This window comes from Devosia sp. P2_G7 (assembly GCF_056403495.1).
The window spans coordinates 22,780-42,409 of record NZ_JBFUFI010000018.1; the positions used below are offsets into that span (position 1 = coordinate 22,780).

The 19,630-nt window shown below is 66.1% G+C and carries 18 protein-coding genes; 11 read left to right on the forward strand and 7 right to left on the reverse strand.

What is annotated here, in order from left to right:
* Positions 1-28: 28 nt before the first annotated feature.
* From AC1DWU_RS21800 to AC1DWU_RS21820, 5 genes are all read left to right on the forward strand, one after another.
* Positions 29-871 (forward strand): carbohydrate ABC transporter permease, encoded by an 843-nt coding sequence (locus AC1DWU_RS21800; RefSeq protein ID WP_477152149.1) that lies wholly within the window; start codon positions 29-31, stop codon positions 869-871.
* Positions 872-965: 94 nt separating this feature from the next.
* The gene (locus AC1DWU_RS21805) at positions 966-2,165 is read left to right on the forward strand and encodes an extracellular solute-binding protein (RefSeq protein WP_477152150.1); all 1,200 of its coding nucleotides are present in this window, start codon (positions 966-968) and stop codon (positions 2,163-2,165) included.
* Positions 2,166-2,241: 76 nt separating this feature from the next.
* Positions 2,242-3,318, forward strand: coding sequence for an ABC transporter ATP-binding protein (locus tag AC1DWU_RS21810; RefSeq protein WP_477152116.1), 1,077 nt, complete (start codon positions 2,242-2,244; stop codon positions 3,316-3,318).
* 40 nt (positions 3,319-3,358) lie between these two features.
* Positions 3,359-4,225 carry a MurR/RpiR family transcriptional regulator gene (locus AC1DWU_RS21815; protein ID WP_477152117.1) on the forward strand — a complete coding sequence of 289 codons (867 nt, stop codon included), beginning with the start codon at positions 3,359-3,361 and terminating at the stop codon, positions 4,223-4,225.
* Between the two features lie 69 nt (positions 4,226-4,294).
* Positions 4,295-6,304, forward strand: a complete 2,010-nt coding sequence (locus tag AC1DWU_RS21820; RefSeq protein ID WP_477152118.1) for a family 20 glycosylhydrolase — start codon at positions 4,295-4,297, stop codon at positions 6,302-6,304.
* Between the two features lie 54 nt (positions 6,305-6,358).
* On the opposite strand, the gene AC1DWU_RS21825 is transcribed toward AC1DWU_RS21820, so the two are convergent.
* Complete coding sequence (locus tag AC1DWU_RS21825) at positions 6,359-7,090, reverse strand: ribonuclease activity regulator RraA (RefSeq protein ID WP_477152119.1); 732 nt, start codon at positions 7,088-7,090, stop codon at positions 6,359-6,361.
* Positions 7,091-7,160: 70 nt separating this feature from the next.
* Positions 7,161-7,946, reverse strand: coding sequence for an IclR family transcriptional regulator (locus AC1DWU_RS21830; protein WP_477152120.1), 786 nt, complete (start codon positions 7,944-7,946; stop codon positions 7,161-7,163).
* Positions 7,947-8,125: 179 nt separating this feature from the next.
* Here AC1DWU_RS21830 and AC1DWU_RS21835 point away from each other — a divergent pair, with 179 nt between their 5' ends.
* From AC1DWU_RS21835 to AC1DWU_RS21860, 6 genes are all read left to right on the forward strand, one after another.
* Complete coding sequence (locus tag AC1DWU_RS21835; RefSeq protein ID WP_477152151.1) at positions 8,126-9,598, forward strand: ABC transporter substrate-binding protein; 1,473 nt, start codon at positions 8,126-8,128, stop codon at positions 9,596-9,598.
* Between the two features lie 57 nt (positions 9,599-9,655).
* The gene (locus tag AC1DWU_RS21840) at positions 9,656-10,579 is read left to right on the forward strand and encodes an ABC transporter permease (RefSeq protein WP_477152121.1); all 924 of its coding nucleotides are present in this window, start codon (positions 9,656-9,658) and stop codon (positions 10,577-10,579) included.
* Complete coding sequence (locus AC1DWU_RS21845) at positions 10,576-11,505, forward strand: ABC transporter permease (protein ID WP_477152122.1); 930 nt, start codon at positions 10,576-10,578, stop codon at positions 11,503-11,505. The genes AC1DWU_RS21840 and AC1DWU_RS21845 overlap by 4 nt, the downstream gene beginning before the upstream one ends.
* Complete coding sequence (locus AC1DWU_RS21850; protein WP_477152123.1) at positions 11,502-12,473, forward strand: ABC transporter ATP-binding protein; 972 nt, start codon at positions 11,502-11,504, stop codon at positions 12,471-12,473. Before AC1DWU_RS21845 ends, AC1DWU_RS21850 begins: the two co-directional genes overlap by 4 nt.
* On the forward strand, positions 12,470-13,441 hold the full coding sequence (locus AC1DWU_RS21855) for an ABC transporter ATP-binding protein (RefSeq protein WP_477152124.1): 972 nt from the start codon (positions 12,470-12,472) through the stop codon (positions 13,439-13,441). The genes AC1DWU_RS21850 and AC1DWU_RS21855 overlap by 4 nt, the downstream gene beginning before the upstream one ends.
* A gap of 113 nt (positions 13,442-13,554) precedes the next feature.
* Positions 13,555-13,977 carry a GNAT family N-acetyltransferase gene (locus tag AC1DWU_RS21860; RefSeq protein WP_477152125.1) on the forward strand — a complete coding sequence of 141 codons (423 nt, stop codon included), beginning with the start codon at positions 13,555-13,557 and terminating at the stop codon, positions 13,975-13,977.
* On the opposite strand, the gene AC1DWU_RS21865 is transcribed toward AC1DWU_RS21860, so the two are convergent.
* Genes AC1DWU_RS21865 through AC1DWU_RS21885 form a run of 5 tightly spaced genes read right to left on the reverse strand, consistent with a single transcriptional unit; the run spans position 13,974 to position 19,625 of the window.
* The gene (locus AC1DWU_RS21865; RefSeq protein ID WP_477152126.1) at positions 13,974-15,089 is read right to left on the reverse strand and encodes an anhydro-N-acetylmuramic acid kinase; all 1,116 of its coding nucleotides are present in this window, start codon (positions 15,087-15,089) and stop codon (positions 13,974-13,976) included. The two genes, AC1DWU_RS21860 and AC1DWU_RS21865, sit on opposite strands and share 4 nt — an antisense overlap.
* A 9-nt stretch (positions 15,090-15,098) precedes the next feature.
* Positions 15,099-16,103 carry a serine hydrolase domain-containing protein gene (locus AC1DWU_RS21870; protein ID WP_477152127.1) on the reverse strand — a complete coding sequence of 335 codons (1,005 nt, stop codon included), beginning with the start codon at positions 16,101-16,103 and terminating at the stop codon, positions 15,099-15,101.
* Positions 16,100-17,830, reverse strand: a complete 1,731-nt coding sequence (locus AC1DWU_RS21875; RefSeq protein WP_477152128.1) for an ABC transporter ATP-binding protein — start codon at positions 17,828-17,830, stop codon at positions 16,100-16,102. Before AC1DWU_RS21875 ends, AC1DWU_RS21870 begins: the two co-directional genes overlap by 4 nt.
* Positions 17,827-18,666 (reverse strand): ABC transporter permease, encoded by an 840-nt coding sequence (locus AC1DWU_RS21880; protein WP_477152129.1) that lies wholly within the window; start codon positions 18,664-18,666, stop codon positions 17,827-17,829. Before AC1DWU_RS21880 ends, AC1DWU_RS21875 begins: the two co-directional genes overlap by 4 nt.
* Positions 18,666-19,625 carry an ABC transporter permease gene (locus AC1DWU_RS21885; protein ID WP_477152130.1) on the reverse strand — a complete coding sequence of 320 codons (960 nt, stop codon included), beginning with the start codon at positions 19,623-19,625 and terminating at the stop codon, positions 18,666-18,668. Before AC1DWU_RS21885 ends, AC1DWU_RS21880 begins: the two co-directional genes overlap by 1 nt.
* Positions 19,626-19,630: the final 5 nt, after the last annotated feature.

Here is a 19,630-nt window from a genome sequence, read left to right on the forward strand (position 1 = left end):
CCGCGCCCGTGTCGTGACCGGCAAGCCGATGATCGACCGCTATCGCTGGTATGAAATGGTGGCGCTCTATGCCGGCATCGCGGTGTTCCTCGCGTTTGTCCTGGCGCCGTTCGTCGAGGGCTTCCTCGTCTCGCTGAAGCCGCTCGCCCAGCTGTTCTCGACGCCCTACAGCTTCATCCCCAAGAACGGTTCGTTCGACGCCTACATCAACATGTGGACGAGCGTGCCGAGCCTGGGCCGCTACATCTTCAATTCGCTGCTGATCTCGACCATCGAGACGGCGATCGTGGTGACAGTCGCGGTGCCGGCGGCCTATGCCTTTGCCCGCTTCAACTTCCCGGCCAGCGGCGTGCTGCTCGCGGCGTTCCTGGCGGTCAACATGTTCTCGGGCGCGGTGCTGCTGATCCCGCTGTTTCGCCTGATGCGCACGGTGGGCCTGCTCAACACCTACTGGGCCCAGATCATCCCCGGCGCGGCCTTCCTCATTCCATCGTCCATCTGGCTGCTCCGCACCTACCTGATGCGCATCCCGCGCGAGCTGGACGAGGCGGCCTGGGTGGACGGGGCCTCGCGGCTCTACACCATGCGCCGCGTCATCCTGCCGCTTGCCATGCCGGGCGTCGTGGTCGTCGCCATCATGACGTTCATCGGTGCCTATGCGCAGCAGTTCATCTTCGCGCTGACCTTCAACTCCAAGACCGAATACATGCCCCTGCCGATCGGCCTCTTCGCCTTTTTCGGCAAGCAGGAAGTGGTTTGGAACGAGCTGATGGCAGCCAGTTTCGTCGGAATCCTGCCGGTCATGATCATCATCGTGTTCCTGCAGCGCTACCTCGTCGCCGGCCTCACCGCCGGGGCGATCAAGCAGTAAGGCCGGGGTGTCGATCCCGGCCGGGGGTAAGCACGCGTTCCTGGGGGACGCGCTAGCAACAAGGGAGACTAACGTGAGTAGAACGACATCACTGCTGGCCGTGTCACTTCTGGCGCTCGCCGGTGCCGCTCCTGCCATCGCGCAGGACGTCAAGGAAATCACCTTCATCAACTGCGGCGACGAACTGACGGCCGGCTACGCGGATTACTTCGCCGCGTGGGAAGCCGACAATCCGGGCTTCAAGGTCGTCCCCGAGGTCGTGGGCTGGGGCCAGTGCCAGGACAAAGTGACGACGCTCGCCGCCGCCGGCACCCCGGTCGGGCTTGCCTATGTCGGCTCGCGTACGCTCAAGCAGTTCGCGCAGAACGACCTGATCGTCCCCATCCCGATGACGGACGAGGAGAAGGCCTCCTACTACAACTTCGTGCCCGAGACCGTGACCTTCGAAGGCACCCAGTGGGGCGTTCCGGTCGCTTTCTCGACCAAGGCGCTGTTCTGGAACAAGGACCTGTTCAAGGCCGCCGGGCTTGACCCCGAGGTTCCGCCCAAGACCTGGGCCGAAGAGATCGCCTTCGCCAAGCAGATCGCCGACAAGACCGACGCGGCAGGCTTCGGTGTCGTCGCCAAGACCTTCGACAACACCATGCACCAGTTCCTGCACTGGGTTTACACCAACAACGGTTCGGTGATCGACGCCGACGGCAACATCACCCTCGACAGCCCGCAGAACCTCGCCGCACTGACCGCGCTCAAGGACATCGTTCCTTACGCGGAAGAGGGCCCGACCGCCTATGAGCAGAACGAAGTTCGCTCGATCTGGCTCGACGGCAAGCTGGGCATGATCCAGGGTGGCGTCGGCGCGGCGCTGCGCGCTGACGAAGCCAAGATGAACTGGGGCGTCGCTCCGCTGCCGGTTGGCCCCGATGCCAAGGGCCCGGGTACGCTGCTGATCACGGACTCGCTGGCGGTGTTCAAGGGCACCGGCGTCGAGGATCAGGCGATCAGCCTCGCTAAGTACATCACCACCGGTGAGCGCCAGTGGGCCGCCGAGATGGCGCAGGGCCTGACCCCGCTCCGTCCGCTCGAGCCGCAGACCAGCGAACTCGTGGCCAAGACGCCGTACTGGAAGCCGTTCCTCGACGGCATCGCGTTCGGTGGTCCCGAGCCGCTGTTCACCGACTATATCGGCCTGCAGAACACTATGATCGAGATGGTGCAGTCCGTCGTGACCGGTGCAGCCGAGCCGCAGGCGGCGCTGACCAAGGCCGCCGCCGACCTCGAGCAATACAAGTAACGTTGCCTCCGCCGGTCGCCGCCTTGCGCGGCGGCCGGCCCATCCGTCCCGCCTAGCGGGCCCGTTGGAGACCTGCATGAGCCAGCTGACGCTCTCGCGCCTCAAGAAATCCTTCGCCGAAATCGAGATCATCAAGGGCATCGACCTCGAGGTGACCGAAGGCGAGTTCGTCGTCTTTGTCGGCCCGTCCGGCTGCGGCAAGTCCACCCTGTTGCGGATGATCGCCGGGCTCGAGGACGTCACCGAGGGTGAGATCGTCATCGGTGGCAAGCCGGTGAAGGACCTGCCGCCGGTCAAGCGCGGCATTGCCATGGTGTTCCAATCCTACGCGCTCTACCCGCACATGTCGGTGTTCGAGAACATCGCTTTTCCGCTGCGCGTCGAGAAACTGCCCAACAGCGAGGTTACGACCCGCGTCGAGAAGGCCGCCAAGGTGCTGCAGCTCGAAAGTCGGCTGCAGCAGCGGCCCGGAACGCTGTCCGGCGGCCAGCGCCAGCGCGTCGCCATCGGCCGCGCTATCGTGCGCGAACCCAAGATATTTCTGTTCGACGAGCCGCTCAGCAACCTCGATGCCGCGCTCCGCTCCGAGATGCGCATCGAGTTGATGGAACTGCACAAGCGGCTCGGCTCGACCATGATCTACGTCACCCACGACCAGGTCGAGGCCATGACCATGGCCGACAAGATCGTGGTGCTCAGTGCCGGCGAGATCGAGCAGGTGGGCTCGCCGCTGGAGCTCTATCACAAGCCCGACAACATGTTCGTCGCCGGCTTCATCGGTAGCCCGAAGATGAACTTCATCGCCGGCCGCTGTACCGCCGCCGACGGCAGCCAGGTCACCGTGGATCTGGGCGCTCTGGGTACGCTGGTGCTGCCGCGCCAGGCGACGCACCTGGTTGGCGAGGCGGTGACGATCGGCGTGCGCCCCGAGCACTTCTCGCTGGGCAAGAAGGATTTCACCCTCAACCTCGTGCCGCGGATCATCGAGCACCTGGGCATCCACACCGTGCTGTATGCCACGCTACCTGCCGGCGAGAGTTTCATTGCGCTGTTCGAAGGTGACCCGCGGGTTGCCGAGGGCGTGGCGGTGGAGGCCAGCTTCTCGCTCGATGCCGCGCATCTGTTCGACGCGGCGGGCAATGCCGTCTATTAGCACCACGACGCGCCCCCGAGCTGGGCGCCGGGGAGGGGCAATGGTCGATCTTGTTGGCCTGTTGCAGACAGAGAAGCACACCTTCACGCCGTCGGAGCGCGCGCTCACGGAAATCGTGCTGGCCGACGTCGATGCGGCGCTGACCCTATCCATCGTCGACCTGGCGGCGCAGGCCAAGGTCTCGCCGCCCACGGTGACGCGCTTCTGCCGGCGCCTTGGTTGCGCCAGCTACGGTGAGTTCCGGGTCCGCCTCGCCCAGAGCCGGTTCGTCGGGCAGCGCTACTTTACCACCGACGCAGGACCCAAGCACGTCCGAGAGATCGCGCAGGGAGTGGTCAACGGCATCCAGTCGACCATCTATCAGACCTTCGACCGGCTTGATTTCGACGCCATCGAGCGGGCGTCGGTGGCGATCGCGAAGGCGAACTATGTGCTCGCCTTCGGTTCGGGCGGCGCTTCGTCGATGGTTGCAGCCGAAACGGAAACCCGCCTGTTCCGGCTTGGGCTGGCGGTCTCATCGTCGCTCGACCATCAGGCGCAGATGATGCGCGCCGCGGGCGCGCCTGCCGGCACGGTAGTCATTGCGTTCTCGCTGAGCGGCAACAACCTGCCGCTGGTGAAGGCGCTCTCGGCGGCGGGCGACAACCAGCTGACGCGCATCGTCGTCACCCGCTCGGCCTCGCCTGTAGCGGGGCAGGCCGACATCCTGTTGCCGATCGACCGGGAGGAGAACACCGATATCCTGCGGCCCACTCCCGGCCGCTATGCCTTTCTCGCCACCGTCGACATTCTGGCACAGACGGTCGCCACCCGCCTCGGTGTTTCGGCCATCGACAGCATGCGTCGGATCAAACACCAACTCGTCGTCAACCGCGACGGGGACGACGCCCAGCCGCTTGGAGACTAGCGGCCGCCTTTCCTTCCATTGCCTCACCGCACCGGCCGGTGCGTCGCTTTCCAAGATTGGATCTTTGCCATGCCCATCAGTTTTTCGCTCGTCACCACCTGGACGCCGGCCAAGGACGGCGAGCCGCTCGGCTATGGCATCGAGCTCACCAATACGGGTGACACGCCCGTCAGCAATTTCCAGCTCGGTTTTTCCGGTCCCGCCCGTATCGACCCGCAGGCGACGCTGGAGAACGGCAAGCTCCTCAAGCGCCTCTCCAACCACACGCTGATTGCGCCGCCCGATGGCTATGTGCTCGCGCCCGGCGCCACCTGGGTCGCCACCGCTCGCGGCCTTTCATACGGCCTTCGCCACTGGAGCGATGGCGCCAATACCGGCTATGTCGTGCTTGCCGACGGTACGCTGGTGGCGTTGCCGACGCTGCCCACCAAGGGCAAGGGCAACAACGCTCCGCTGCTGAAGGGCGCGGCGCGCTTCCCGGTGCCGGCCAAGGCGGCGGTCGACGTCTCCATCATCCCGTGGCCGCAGTCGGTCGCCACGACCGGCGCGCGCATCGCTCCGGTCGGCTTCGATCTCAAGCCCGAGGGTGAAGCTGCCAACCGCGCTGCCACGGCGTTCGCCGACCTCGTGGACGATCTCTTCCCGGTCGAAGCGATCGTCCGTCCCGCTTCGGAAGCCGGCATGCCAGTGCACGTGGTCGAGACGGCCGGCATGGGCCCCGAGGCCTATGAGGTGCGCTTTGCCGAAAACAGCGCCACGGTTTCGGCGACCACGCGGCAGGGCATGTTCTATGGCCTCGTGACTCTCGGCCATATCCTCCGCGGCGCCCGCCAGCATCCGACGACGTTCGTCTTCCCGACCGGCGGTGCCATTACCGACGCTCCGGGCTTCGTCTATCGCGGCTGCCACCTCGACGTGGCGCGTCAGTTCTATACCGGCGCCGAGGTCAGCCGGCTGCTGAAACTCATGGCCTGGAACAAGATGAACAGGTTCCACTGGCACCTGTCGGAGGACGAAGCATGGCGCGTCCAGATCGATGCCTATCCGGCCCTCACCGAGGTCGGCGCCTGGCGCGGCCACGGCAAGGCCCTGCCGCCGCTGCTTGGCTCAGGTCCGCAGCCGACGGGTGGCTACTACACCAAGGCAACGATCCGGCAGATCGTGGCCTTGGCCGATAGCCTCGCCATCACGGTCATCCCCGAGATCGACATGCCGGGCCATTTCTATGCCGCGCTGCAATCGGTGCCTGAGCTGCGCGATCCGGCGGAGCAGGGCGAGTACCAGTCGGTGCAGGGGTTCCCCAACAACAGCCTCAACCCGGCGCATGAGCCCGTCTACCGCTTCGTCGAAACCGTGGTCGAGGAAGTACTCGACCTCTTCCCCGCCGGCATCTTTCATATTGGGGCCGATGAAGTGCCGCTGGCCGCATGGTCGGGTTCGCCACTGGCGCTCGACCTGCTCGAAAAGCTGGCAGGGCCCGAGATGCGCAAGAAGCATGAGAGCCAGTTCAACCAACTCGGCAACCATCATGGCGCCGACGAGATCGAAGGCTCTCCGACAGCGATCCTCCAGGCCCATTTCATCCGCCGGGTGCATGAGATCATCAAGCGGAAGGGCGCGATTACCGGCGGCTGGGAAGAGGCGGCGCATGGCGATGCGGTCGACCGGGACAAGGCCTACGTCATTGGCTGGCGCAACGTCGAGATCAACGCCGCGCTCGCCGAGCGCGGCTACGACATCGTCGTTTCGCCCGGCCAGCGCTACTATCTGGACATGGCCAATGGCGTGTCGTGGGCCGAACCCGGCGCCGGCTGGGCCGGCTGGTCCGGGCCGCAGGAAACCTACGAGTTCGATGCCCGCGCCGGCTTTTCCGAACAGGGGCTGGAACACCTGCTCGGTATCCAGTCCTGCATCTGGTCGGAGTCGATGACCGACCGGGCCATCTTCGATCGCCTGGTGTTCCCGCGCCTCTCGGCGGTCGCCGAGTCCGGCTGGACCATGCCGGAGCGCAAGTCCTGGAACCGCTTCAGCACCCTCGTCGGGCTGATGCCGATCATGTATGGCAACTGGGCCGAGTAAGGACGTCGCAGCAGTCGCAAATGAGGCCGCGCTCGTCTGCGCGGCCGCTGGATCCTAGGCGTTGTCGAGAGCCGGAGCGTTGGCGGCTAGCCAGACCTTGTAGCGTTCGACAGTCTCGGCATTGGGCGGATAGACGCCGAAGGTGGACTTGCCGGACTCGATTTCGGATTTCAGGAACTCTTCCTGCAGGTCCATCGCCAGCGCCTCGTCGGCGATTTCATCTGCCCATTTGCGCGGGATGACGATGACGGCCTCGCTGTCTCCGAACATGATGTCGTCGGGATAGACGGCGACGCCGCCGCAGGCGATCGGCTGGTTCATGTCGGAGGCGTGATGGGCAACGAGGTTTGCCGGCGCCGCAGGGCCCAGGCAGAAGGTCGGGAGCCCCAAGGCGGCGATATCGGCAGTGTCCCGCACCCCGCCATCCAGCACGATGCCGGCGCACTGCCGATAGATTAGGCGACGCGCGAGAACGGCGCCGATGCCGGCGATCTCGGGCATGTTGCGGCAATCGAGCACCAGCACGTGGCCCTCGGCGATGGTGTCGATGGCCTTGCGCTGGAAGTTGTCCGGGCTCGAGCTGTACTCCGAGCCGTCGATGTCCTCGCGCGCCGGAATGTAGCGCACCGTAAGCGCCGGGCCGACCATGGGATCCGACGCACTGCCAAGCGGCCGCACGCCGCGGATGGCGGTGTTCCTCAGGCCGCGTTTCAGCAGCAGCGAGCTGAGCGTCGCCGAGTTCGTCCGCTTCAGCTTGGCCTGGGTTTCGGCGCTCAATAGTGTCATGCAATCCTCCTTGGCTACATGGCACTTAGCAGACAGCGGTTCGAAAGTTCAATATAGAACCAGAAGTTTCTTATTTGACTTCAGGCGACGTGCCGCCGAGAAGGCGGGTCAAGGCATCGGCGACCTCGATGACTTCCTTGCGGATCGCACGCTTTCGCTCGGGGGTCGCATCGCCGATGAACGGCACGCTGACGGCGGCGACAAGTCGGCTCGAGGCATCGAAGATCGGGGCCGCGAGGGCGCGGATGCCGAGCCCCGATTCGAGATTGTCTTCGGCGAATCCATCTTCGCGGATGCGCCGCAGTTCCTCTTCCAGCGCCTCCGGGTCGGTGATGGTGTAGGGCGTGCGGGCCACCAGGCCGCGACCGCAATAGGCGGTGACGTCCGCGCTGCTCGCATAGGCGAGCGCGAGTTTGCCAGCGGCGCCGACATGCTTGGGCGAACGGCTGCCGACCCGCACGGAAAGGGCATATTCCGCAGGGCTTGCCGCCGCCAGGATGGTCAGCATCTCATCGCCCTCGGGGGCGGAGAGCTTCAGCGATTCGTGGATGCGGTCCGCCGCCGACTGCATGATCGGGCGTGCCGCCTCGACCAGCGTGACCCGGTCGGCGTTCGGCGAAATCCGGCGGGCGAGCTCGATGAAGCGCGGGCCAAGCTGATAGTTGGCTCCGCCGTTCACCCGCGCCACCAGCCCATGCGCGGCCAGCGAGTTGAGGATCCGGTAGACCGTCGAGCGGGCTGCTCCCAGCTTTTCTACCAGCTCGTTCAAGGAGATGCCGTCGCCAGCTTCGGCGACCGCGCCCAGCAGGTGCGCCGTCTTCTCGACGACTGGAGAGCCATGCTTGAGTTCATCCATGAAACATAAATGCCCTATTTGGAACCAAAGTTGACACATCGCTTCAGATGTGGTGTCACATAGCCACATCGATGTCCCATTTGGAACCTAGTCCATCGGGGCGCGTCGGTACAGGGAGGAATGACATGCTTCACAAGTCGACGCTCAACCTGAGCGCCACGCTGCTCGCCGCGCTCTTGATGGGCTCGGTTTTCGCCGGTCCCAGCTTCGCGCAATCGGACGCGCTGACGGTGGTCGTCACCGACGAGCCCAAGTCGCTCGATCCGTGCGACACGGACCTTTCGAACAATTCCCGCGTCTTGCGGAACAATATCACCGAGGCGCTGGTCAATCTCGACCCGGCCAACGGCAACGTGCTGCCGAGCCTCGCCGAGAGCTGGTCGCGGATCGACGACAAGACCTGGGAGTTCAAGCTGCGCTCGGGCGTGAGTTTCCACGATGGCACCCCATTCGATGCCAGTGCGGTCGCTGCGGCCCTGACCCGGGCGCAGAATGCCGATCTCGGCTGCGAGGTGGCCAATGCCGATCTCAAGGATGTCGTGTTCACGCCCGAAGTGGTGGACCCGCTGACGCTGCGCGTCACGACAGACGTCGTCGAGCCGATCCTGCCCAACAAGCTGGCGGCGCTCGATATCGGCTCGCCGGCAGCGACACCGAACGATGCCAAGACTCGCGCTCCGGTGGGCACCGGCCCGTACCAGCTCACGGCCTGGAACGAGGGGCAGTCGGTGGTGCTTTCGGCCTACCAGGGGTACTGGGGCGACAAGCCGGCCATCCCGAACGTGACGATCCTCTGGCGGTCGGAATCGGCGGTGCGCGCTGCGATGGTCGATACGGGGGAGGCGCAGATCGCCTTCGAGATTGCGCCGCAGGACGCGACGACCGAGAACGACGTGGCCTATCCCAACGCCGAAACGTCGCTGCTGCGTATCGACCAGGCCATTCCGCCGCTCGACGACAAGCGGGTGCGCGAGGCACTGAACCTTGCCATCGATCGCGACGGGCTGATCGGCACGGTGTTTCATCCGGATGCACAGAAGGCCATGCAGGTCGTGCTGCCGAGCGTGATCGGCTACAACCCGGATATCCCGGTCTGGCCCTACGATCCGGCAAAGGCCAAGGCCCTGCTCGATGAGGCCCGCGCCGCCGGCGTGCCGGTCGATACCGAGATCGTGCTCTATGGCCGCATCGGCATCTATCCGAATTCGTCCGAAAGTCTCGAGGCGATCCAGGCAATGCTGATCGACGCCGGCTTCAACATCCGGCTCGAGATGATGGAGACCAATCCCTGGATCGAGAAGCTGATCAAGCCGTTCGAGGACGGCCGGGTGCCGAGCATGATCCAGACGCAGATCGACAATACGCAGGGCGACGCCGTGTTCACGCTGCCCAACCGCTTCACGTCGGACGGCAACACCTCGACCATCGCCTCACCCGAGCTCGACAAGCTGATCGCCGATGCGTCGCAGGCGACCGGGGAGGAGCGCCAGAAGCTGTTCCAGCAGGCGTTCGCCTATATCGCGGTAGACGACATCAACATCGTGCCGCTGTTCCACATGGTCACCAGTGCCCGCATCGCGCCGAACGTCGACTACGTCCCAGACGTGCAGGCCGGTAACGAGATCAAGCTCAAGACCATCCGCTATCGCTAACGCGGTCGCATATGGCTCACCCGGTTGCGGCCGGGTGAGCCGCAACAGGATCCCACAATGTCGCCAGCCTATTTCCTGAGACGCGCCGGCTATGCCGTGCTGGCCCTTGCCGGTCTCATGGTGGCGGTGTTCTTCCTCGTCCGGCTGACCGGCGATCCGGTGAACCTTTACCTGCCGGTCGACGCCTCCGCCGCGGCACGCGATGCGATGCGCGTGCGCCTGGGGCTCGACCAGCCGGTCTGGTCCCAGTTCCTCGATTGGGGCGCGCAGATGCTGCGCTTCGATTTTGGCACCTCGCTCTGGCGCAACCGGCCGGCGCTCGAAGTCGTGCTGGAAGCGTTGCCGAATACGCTGGCGCTCGGTGCTATTGCGCTCGCCATCGCTTTTGTCCTCGCGGTGATCGCAGGTTCCCTCGCCGCGCTCCGTCCCGGCGCGGCGCTCGACCGAGTAGTCAATCTTGTCTCGCAGGCCGCGGCCAGCGTGCCGGACTTCTGGCTGGGCTTGATGGGCATCCTGGTGTTCGCCGTGACGCTCAGGCTGCTTCCCACGTCGGGCTTTGGCGGGCCGATCTATTGGGTGCTTCCGGTTGCCTGTCTCTTCGCGCGGCCCTTCGGCACGCTGGTGCAGATCGTGCGCGGTTCGATGATCGAGGCGCTGAATGCAAGCTTCGTGCGGACCGCGCGCGCCAAGGGCGCCCGTGAGGGACGCGTCACATTCGTCCATGCGCTCCGCACCGCGCTCCTCCCGGCCATCACCGTCACCGGCGATCTTGCTGCGCAGTTCGCTGGGGGCGGTGGCGTGGTCGAGGTGGTGTTCGGGTTTCCCGGCATCGGCAAGCTCCTGATCGACGGCATCCTGAAGCGCGACTTCGCGCTGGTGCAGGCGAGCATCTTCTGCGTCGCGATCGTCATCTTCCTCATCAACATCCTCGTCGACCTGCTCTATGCAGCCATCGACCCGCGCGTCAGGCTCGATCAATGACCGAGCTTGCCACTGCCGAAGGCCTGGCGCCGAAGACCTCAACCGCGAGCCGTGTCAAATGGATGGGTCGTGCCCTCACTGGCGACCCGATGGCGCTGGCGGCCGTGGCCTGGCTGGCCATCGTACTTTTCCTCGTCATCGCCGACGCAAGCGGGATGTTTACTGCCGCGGGGAAGGTCAATCTCAAGGCGCGGAACCTGCCGCCTTTTGACTTCAGCCGCGACTGGACGCTGTGGCTGGGCGGCGATGCACTCGGCCGCTCGCTGCTGGCGCGGCTCGCCGATGCAGCCGCCGCCTCGATCGGCATTGCCTTGTCCGCTGTGCTCAGCAGCCTCGTCGTCGGCACCGCGCTGGGGCTGGTAGCGGGATATTTCGGCGGACTCGTCAGCACGCTGATCATGCGCGTTTCCGACATCATCATGGGCTTTCCGACACTGCTTGTGGCGCTGGTCGCGCTCTACCTGTTCGGGCCTAGCGTCACCAACCTCGTCATCGTCCTCGCGGTAACGCGGCTGCCCGCCTATATCCGCGTCGCCCGCGCCGACGTGCTGGAAGTGCGTGAGCGGCTCTTCGTCGATGCGTCGCGCACCTTCGGGGCAGGGCCGGTTTGGATCATCTCGCAGCACATCCTGCCTGTCGTCGCACCCACCATGCTGACGCTCGCGTCGGTGAACATCGCGATGGTGATGCTGTTCGAGTCCGGCCTCAGCTATCTTGGTCTCGGCATCCAGCCGCCCGGCGTCAGCTGGGGGCTGATGGTGGCGCAGGGGCAGGGCTATCTCGGCACGGCTTGGTGGCTGGCCTGCTTCCCCGGCCTCGCCGTCATGCTGACCACCATGTCGTTCAACCTGCTCGCCAACTGGTTCCGGATCGTCAACGACCCGTCGCAACGCTGGCGCCTGACAACGCAGAGGCGCGGCAAATGAGCCTGCTCGAAGTGCGCGATCTGGCCGTTACCTTCGATACCGCAGCCGGCCGTATCCTCGCGCTTAATGGGGTGTCGTTTTCGCTCGAGCGCGGCGAGGTGCTGGCGCTGCTTGGAGAGAGCGGTTCGGGCAAGAGCGTCACGGCGTCGGCCATCATGGACCTGGTCCCGACACCGCCGGGCGCGATCGCCGGCGGCACCATCAAATTCGATGGGACGAACCTGCTTCAGCTGCCGCATGCGGAGCGCCGCAGTATCTGTGGCGATCGGATCGCGCTGATCTTCCAGGATGCGCTGGCAGCGCTGAACCCGGTCTATACAGTCGGCTGGCAGATCGCGGAGATGTTCCGCATCCACGGCAAGAAGCGCGGCGCTGACATCGACGCGGCGGTGATCGATCTCCTCGCGGCCGTCGGCATCCCCGATCCCGCGCAGCGCGCGAAGCAATACCCGCATCAGTTCTCGGGTGGCATGCGCCAGCGCATCATGATCGCCATGGCGGTGGCGCTCGAGCCGGACATCATCATCGCCGACGAGCCGACCACGGCGCTCGATGTCACCATCCAGGCGCAGATCGTCGATCTGCTCGATACGGTGCGGAAGCGCAGCGGGGCGGGGATGATCTTCATCACCCACGATCTCGGGGTCGTTGCCGAGATCGCCGACCGCGTGGCCGTGATGTATGCGGGGCGCATCGTCGAGACGGCGAGCGTGTTCGAGCTCTTCGCGACGGCGCAACATCCCTACAGCCAGGGCTTGCTTGCCTCGCAGCCGCGCATTGATGTGTCCGGTGACGAGCTGGTGCCTATTCCGGGTTCGGCGCCCAATCCTGCCGCGCTTCCGTCGGGCTGTGCCTTCCGGACGCGTTGCCCGAGGGCGCAAGCGGTTTGCGCTGCCGTGGTTCCGGTGCTCGAAGCGGCGGGCCCTGGCCGCGAGGTTGCCTGTCACTTCCCAGGGGATGCCCGATGACGGCGCCGTTGCTCGATGTTTCCTCACTGGCCAAGCATTTCGGCACACCGGCGGCGCCAGTGCGGGCGGTAGATGGTGTGAGCTTCGCCATCGCTCGGGGCGAGACGCTGGGGCTGGTCGGCGAGAGCGGCTGCGGCAAGACCAGCCTCGTTCGTACGCTGCTGCGGCTCAACGCGCCTACCAGCGGCACGGCGGTGCTCGACGGTGTCGATATCGCCGCAGCGAAAGGTCGGGAGTTGCGCGCCATCCGACGCAAGATGCAGGTGGTGTTCCAGGATCCATACCAGTCGCTGAACCCTCGCATGAGGGTCGACCGGATCATTTCCGAGCCATGGGCGCTGCATCGCGATGTGGTGCCAAGGGGGCAGTGGAGCACCGAGGTGGCGCGGCTGTTGGCGGATGTCGGTCTGAGGGCCGAGCATGCCGAGCGCTATCCGAACGAATTCTCCGGTGGCCAGCGCCAGCGGCTTGGTATCGCGCGGGCGCTCGCGCTCAAGCCGTCGCTGCTGGTTTGCGACGAGCCGGTTTCGGCGCTCGATGTGTCGGTGCAGGCGCAGGTGATCAACCTGCTGGCGAAGCTTCGGCGCGACCGCAATCTCGCCATGCTGTTCGTGGCGCATGACCTGGCTGTCGTCCGCCACGTGTCGGACCGGGTGATGGTGATGTATCTTGGCCGCATCATCGAGAGCGGTCCGACCCACTCGATATTCACCGCGCCGCGCCACCCGTACACGCAGGCGCTGCTTTCGGCAGTCCCGACGTCCGATCCGACGCTGCGGGGCAAGCGGAAGCGCATTGTACTCGCGGGCGACCTGCCGAGCCCGGCCAATCCGCCAAGCGGTTGCCGCTTCCGTACTCGCTGCTGGAAAGCTACGTCGAAATGCGCCGAAGTGGAACCAGAGTTGGCCGCCCAGCCCGGAGGGCTACTGACCGCCTGCCATTACCCTGAGGCGCCGAGCGATCGATAGCCTTGATCGGGCTGGCCGGAGTGGGAATACTCCAACCATCCTCGTCGTCGTGGCGATGGACTCTGGCTATCCTGCTCGCCTTCCGCACTTAATCATCAAGTAGGAGCCGGCGGATGAGCGACCTTGTGATCAGCGTCACCGACACGCCATCGGCCGAGGACCTCCAGGTTATCGGGGGGCGCCTCGCGGCGTTCAATGACGCCGATGTCGGGCCGGCTGATCGCAAGCCGCTAGTCGTCGTCGCGCGTGATGACGCGGGCGGGACAGCCGGTGGGATTTCGGGCTACACGGCTTGGGGTTGGCTCTACGTGCAGTGGCTCTGGGTCGGCGAGGCGGGCCGCGGGGAAGGGCTGGCGGGCCGAATGTTGGCGACGGCTGAAAGTGAGGCGCGGGCGCGGGGCTGCCATGGCGCCTACATCGACACCTTCAACCCCATCGCGCTGAAGGTCTATCAGCGTGCCGGCTATATGCCTTTCGGCGCGCTGGAGGATTTTCCCAAAGGCCGGACGCGGACGTTTCTGCAGAAGCGGCTCTAGGCCGCAAGGCGCCCGCCGAGCAGGGGATGCGGCGCACCGGTGGTCGTCGGGAAACTGATCGGCAGGCCGCGCAGCACGCGCACCGCGAGGAAGGCAAAGCACTCTGCCTCTATGGCGTCGCCGCGCCAGCCGACCGCCTCGGCGGGGACGGCTTCGACGTTGGCGCGGGTTTTCAGCATTTCCATGATCAGCGGGTTGTGCCTGCCGCCACCGCAGACCACGATCCTCTTTGGCCGGCTCGGCAGCAGGTCCAGGCCCTTGCCGACTGCGGCGGCGGTGAACGCCGTGAGCGTTGCTGCACCGGTCGCGGGATCAAGGCCGTCGGCCATCGCCGAGGTGAAGTCGAAGCGATCGAGCGACTTGGGCGGCAGCGCCGCGAGATAGGGGTGCTGCAGGAGCTTCATGAGTCGTGCCTCGTCCACCGTGCCGGTGCGGGCGAACGCACCATCCCGATCCATGTCGCCGAGGCCATGCGCTTTCATGAAGTCGTTGAGCGGGGCGTTGGCAGGGCCCGTGTCGAAGGCGACAAGCCGATCGGCACCATCCCAGTAGGTGACGTTGGCGACGCCGCCGAGGTTCAGCACGGCCGTCTCGCCATGGGCGCCGAGGCTGCGCAGCAGCGCCTGGTGATAGATCGCGGCGAGCGGCGCGCCCTGGCCGCCGGCCCGCACGTCGGCGGAGCGGAAATCGTAGGCGACCTTCACACCGAGCAGCTCATGCATCAGCTCGCCATTGCCGAGCTGGCGGGTGGCGCCAATGCGGCCCGGCTGTGGGGCGCGGTGCAGCACGGACTGGCCGTGGAAGCCGACGACGCCGATATCGGCCATGCTGAGGCCGGCGCTCTCCACCAGTTCCTTCACCGCCGCCGCCTGCGCGCGGGTCAGCATCTCCTCGGCCTTGGCGAAAATCGCCGGATCGGGCCCCTCGAAATTCCACTTGCGCGCTTGTGTCAGCGTCTCTTCGAGCGTGTCGCGGATCGATTGGGGGTAGGGGGCCAGCGTGTAGGCGCCGAAGCGTTCGATGCTCTCGCCGTCGGTTCTTAGCAGCGCCACGTCGATATTGCCGTCGAGCACGGTGCCGGTCATCAGTCCCACGGCCCAGATCGGTTGCATGGCAGTCTCCTAGTCCGAGTTCACGAGGTCACCCACCGCCCGGCGCAGCGCGATGATGCCGCTGTCGAAGTGCCGTGTGGGGTGCACGCGATTGGTGAGCAGCGTCCAGGCGCGCCCGCTGGCAAAGTCGATCCACAGGCCCACGCCGGTGAAGCCGGTATGGCCGATGGTTTCGGCCGAGCAGCGATCGCCGCCCGACCATCCTTCGTACGGTTGTTCCCAGCCGTGCGTGCGGCGGGGCGATAACGGCGTGCGCATTAATGTGATGCTGCTTGCCGCCGCGCCCTTGCCGCTCAGCAGCCCCTCCGCATAGCCGAGCACTGACGCGGCGGTACCGAACAGGCCGGCATGGCCGGAGCCCTGCAGCGCGTAGCAGTTCTCGTCATGAACTTCGCCCACGATGACGCGGCCGCGCCAGGCATCCCGCTCGGTGGCCGCCGCCTGCTGCGGATCGGCGGACCAGGCGAAGCCTGGACCGGGGTCCTGCTGGCGGATCAGCTTGCCGCTGAGCCGCTCGAGGGCGATGCCGAGGAGGATGAAGTTGATGTCGGAATAGACCGGGGGCCCGGCCTGCCACTCGTTCTGCAGCACCCACGCGCGCAAGAGGTTGGGGTCGGTGCCGTAGGTGTAGATCGGCACCACGCCAGGGAACGGCGTCTGGTGTCCGAGGCACTGGCGAAAAGTGAGCTTCCGCTCCCAGGCGTTGTCGGGGTTGTACTGGCGGAAATCGGGGATCACCGAGATCAGCGGCGCGTCGAGGTCGATCGTACCGGCCTCGGCCAGCGCCAGGATGCGCGGCGTGGTGAAGATCACCTTGGTCAGCGACGCGAGGTCGAACCAGGTATCGTCGGTCATCGGCCGCTGCGCTGGCACCAGCTGTGCCGAGCCGATCGAACGCACGGCCCGGTTGCCGTCACGGTCGACGACGCCGAGCACCCCGCCGGGAATGCGTTTTGCTTCCACGGCCGCCTGCAGCGGCGCGAAGGCGCGATCGAGCGTGGCGTCCAGGCTCATGCAACTTCCTCCACGCGCACGCGATGATCCTCGCCGGCTTCGCGCCACTTGGCCGGTGCAGGTTCGAACCCGACCGGTCGTACCAGCGACGGCACTTGCGTTGCGTCCACGGTGAAGTGCTGGCGCCGACGCTCGATCGCCGGCACCGCCGCGATCAGGCGCTTAGTGTAGCTGTGCTGCGGCGAACCGAGCACCGCGCCGGCATTGCCGATCTCGACGATCTGGCCGGCATACATCACGGCGACGCGGTGGGCGATGCGCTCGACCACCGCCATGTCGTGCGAGATGAACAGATAGGCGAGACCGAACTCGCGCTGCAGGTCGATCAAGAGGTCGAGGACGCGCGCCTGGACGCTGACATCGAGCGCCGACACCGCCTCGTCGAGCACCACCACGTCGGGGTTCAGCATCAGGGCCCGGGCGATGCAGAGCCGCTGGCGCTGACCGCCGGAGAACTGGTGCGGGTAGCGGGTGAGGGCATCCTTGGTGAGGCCGACGCGCTCTAGCAGGAACGCCATCCGCTCGCGCAGCTTGGCGTCGACGCGCTGGCCCGCGGCGATGGCAGGCTCGGCGAGCAGACCCTCGACATTGAGGCGCGGGTTGAGCGAGGCGTAGGGGTCCTGGAACACCATTTGCACGGGCCGGCCGCTGCGGCCGGACTTCGCCTCGATCCGCCCGCGCGTCGCCTTGACGAGCCCGAGGATGGCGCGGGCGGTGGTCGATTTGCCCGAGCCACTCTCGCCGACGATGGCGAGCGTCTCGCTGGGCACGAGGTCGAAATCGACGCCATCAACAGCATGCACTGCGCCGGCTTTGGTACGGAACAGCCCCTTCACCACCGGGAAGCGCACTGCGAGGTTGTCGACCGTGACGATTGGCGCAGCGCCAGTGCGAGCGCCGTCATGGCGCACCGTGTTGCCAAAGGTGAAATGCGGGACGGCCTTCAGCAGGTGCTTCGTGTAGTCATGCTGCGGGTTGTCGAGCACGGCATCGAGCGCGCCTTGCTCCACTGCGACGCCGTTCTGCATCACCATGATCTCGTCGGCGATGCCGGCGACGAGGCCGATGTCGTGGGTGATGAAGATCATCGCCATGCCGAGCTCTTCGCGGAGTTCGGCCAGCAGCGCCATGATCTGCGCCTGCACGGTCACGTCGAGTGCCGTGGTCGGCTCATCCGCGATCAGGAGGCGCGGGTTGCTGGCCAGCACCATGGCGATCATCACGCGCTGCCGCATGCCGCCCGACAGCTGGTGCGGGTAGTATTTCAGCCGCTGCGCCGCATCCGGAATGCGCACCCGGTCGAGCGCCTCGCGGGCGGCGCGTGTGGCATCGGCACCGGCGAGGCCGCGGTTGAGCCGGAAGGCCTCCTCGACCTGCGCGCCAACGGTGTGCACCGGGTTGAGCGAGGTCATCGGCTCCTGGAAGATCATGCCGATATCGCGACCGCGCACATGCGTCAGCGTCGGCTCGTCTGCCGTGGTCACGTCGAGCATCGAACCGTCTCTTCGCTGCAGCTCGATGCTGCCCCCGGTGATCCTGCCGCCACCGAAATCGACCAGCCGGTTGATCGACAGTGCCGTCACCGACTTGCCCGAGCCGCTCTCGCCGACGATGGCGAGCGTCTTGCCGGCGGGCAGCTCGAAGCTGACGCCCTTGACCACTTCGTTGGCCCTGGGATCGCGACCGAAGCCGACGCAGAGGTCGCGGACCGAGAGGAGGGCGCTCATGCGGCTCGCTCCTGCGTGCGCGGATCGAGGATGTCGCGCAGCGCATCGCCGAGCAGGTTGAAGCCGAGAATAGCGAGCATGATGGTGAGGCCGGGGAATACCATCAGCCAGGGTGCGCGCGTCATCATCGACTTGCTCTCGGCGAGCATCACCCCCAGCGACGGCGCCGGTGGCTGTGTGCCGAGGCCGAGGAAGCTCAGGCCGGATTCGGTCAGCAGCGCCCAGGCCAGCGCCAACGTGATCTGCACCGTCAGCGGCGCGACGAGGTTGAGCAGGAGGTGCCGCGTGAGGATGTAGCCCTGGGAGCTGCCGAAGGTGCGCGCCGCTTCGACGAACTCGCGCGCCTTGAGCGCCAGCGCCGGCGCCCGCACCACGCGGGCAAAGATCGGCGTGTAGACGATGCCGATCGCAACGATGCTGGTCACCATCCCGGCCCCCTCGATCGCGACGATCAGCAGCGCGAGCAGAATCGCCGGGAAGGCCAGCAGCACGTCCATCGTCCGCATCAAGACGCCATCCCACAGGTGGCCCCACCAGGCAGCAAACAGCCCGATCACCGCCCCGGCGGTCGACGCAACAGCGACTGACGCGAAAGCGACGATGAAGGACTCGCTGATCCCCAGCATCAGGCGGCTGAAGGTATCGCGGCCGAGGAGGTCCGTACCGAACCAGTAGGTGGAGCTTGGCGGCTTCAAGCGGTCGACGATGAACTGCTTCAGGGGATCGTGCGGCGTGAGGCCGACGGCGCCCAGCCCGGCGAGGACGAGGAAGACCAGGATGATCGTCGCGCCGATCCGGCCACTGGGGTGCCGTTGCACCGCCTTGAGCAACTCCATCACTTGCCCCCGAGCCGGATACGCGGATCGAGCGCCGCATAGGCGAGATCGACGAGGAGGTTCACGACGAGGAAGTTGAGGGCGATGAACAGCACCGCGCCCTGCACCAGCGGATAGTCGCGCTGGCTGATCGCATCGAGCGTCAGCCGGCCGAGCCCCGGCAGGGCGAAGATCTGCTCGACGATCACGGCGCCACCGAGCAGGTAGCCGAACTCTACGCCACTCAGCGTCACCACCGGAATCAGGGCATTGGGCAGCGCGTGGCCCCACACCACGTCGCGCTGCGAGGCGCCCTTGCTGCGCGCCGTGCGCACATAGTCGTCGCTCAGCACGTCGAGCATGGCGGAGCGCGAGATGCGCGTCACCGCCGCCGCGAAGCTGAGGCCCAGCGTGATCGACGGCAGGATCATCTGGCTCAGGTTGCCGATCGGATCGACGAACAGCGGGGTGAACGAGCCCATCGCCGGCAGCATGCGGAAGGTCACCGAGAGGAAATAGATCAGCACCAGCCCGACGACGAAGCTCGGCGTCGATTGCCCGAGCATAGCGAAGAGCCGCACCACCAGGTCGGACGGACGATCGACGCGCGTCGCCGCGAACACCCCGGCGGGGATGCCGACCGCCAGCGAGATCACCATCGAGAGGAGAGCCAGTTCGAGGGTGAGCGGGAAGCGCGCGATGATCACCTCGAGCACGGGCTTGCCATAGGTCACCGAGATACCGAGGTTGCCCTCGAACAGCCCCGCGAGCCAGCGGCCGTATTGTACGACAATCGGCTGGTCGAGGCCGAAATAGGCGGCCAGCGAAGCCCGCTGCGCCTCCGTCAGCAATCCCGCCTCGGTGCCCAGCATCGCGATGATCGCGTCGCCGGGCACCAGCCGGATGGCAAAGAACACCAGCAGCGAGACGCCCAGCAGAACCAGCGGGAACGTCAGCAGCCGTTGCGTGAGATAGTTCATGTCGG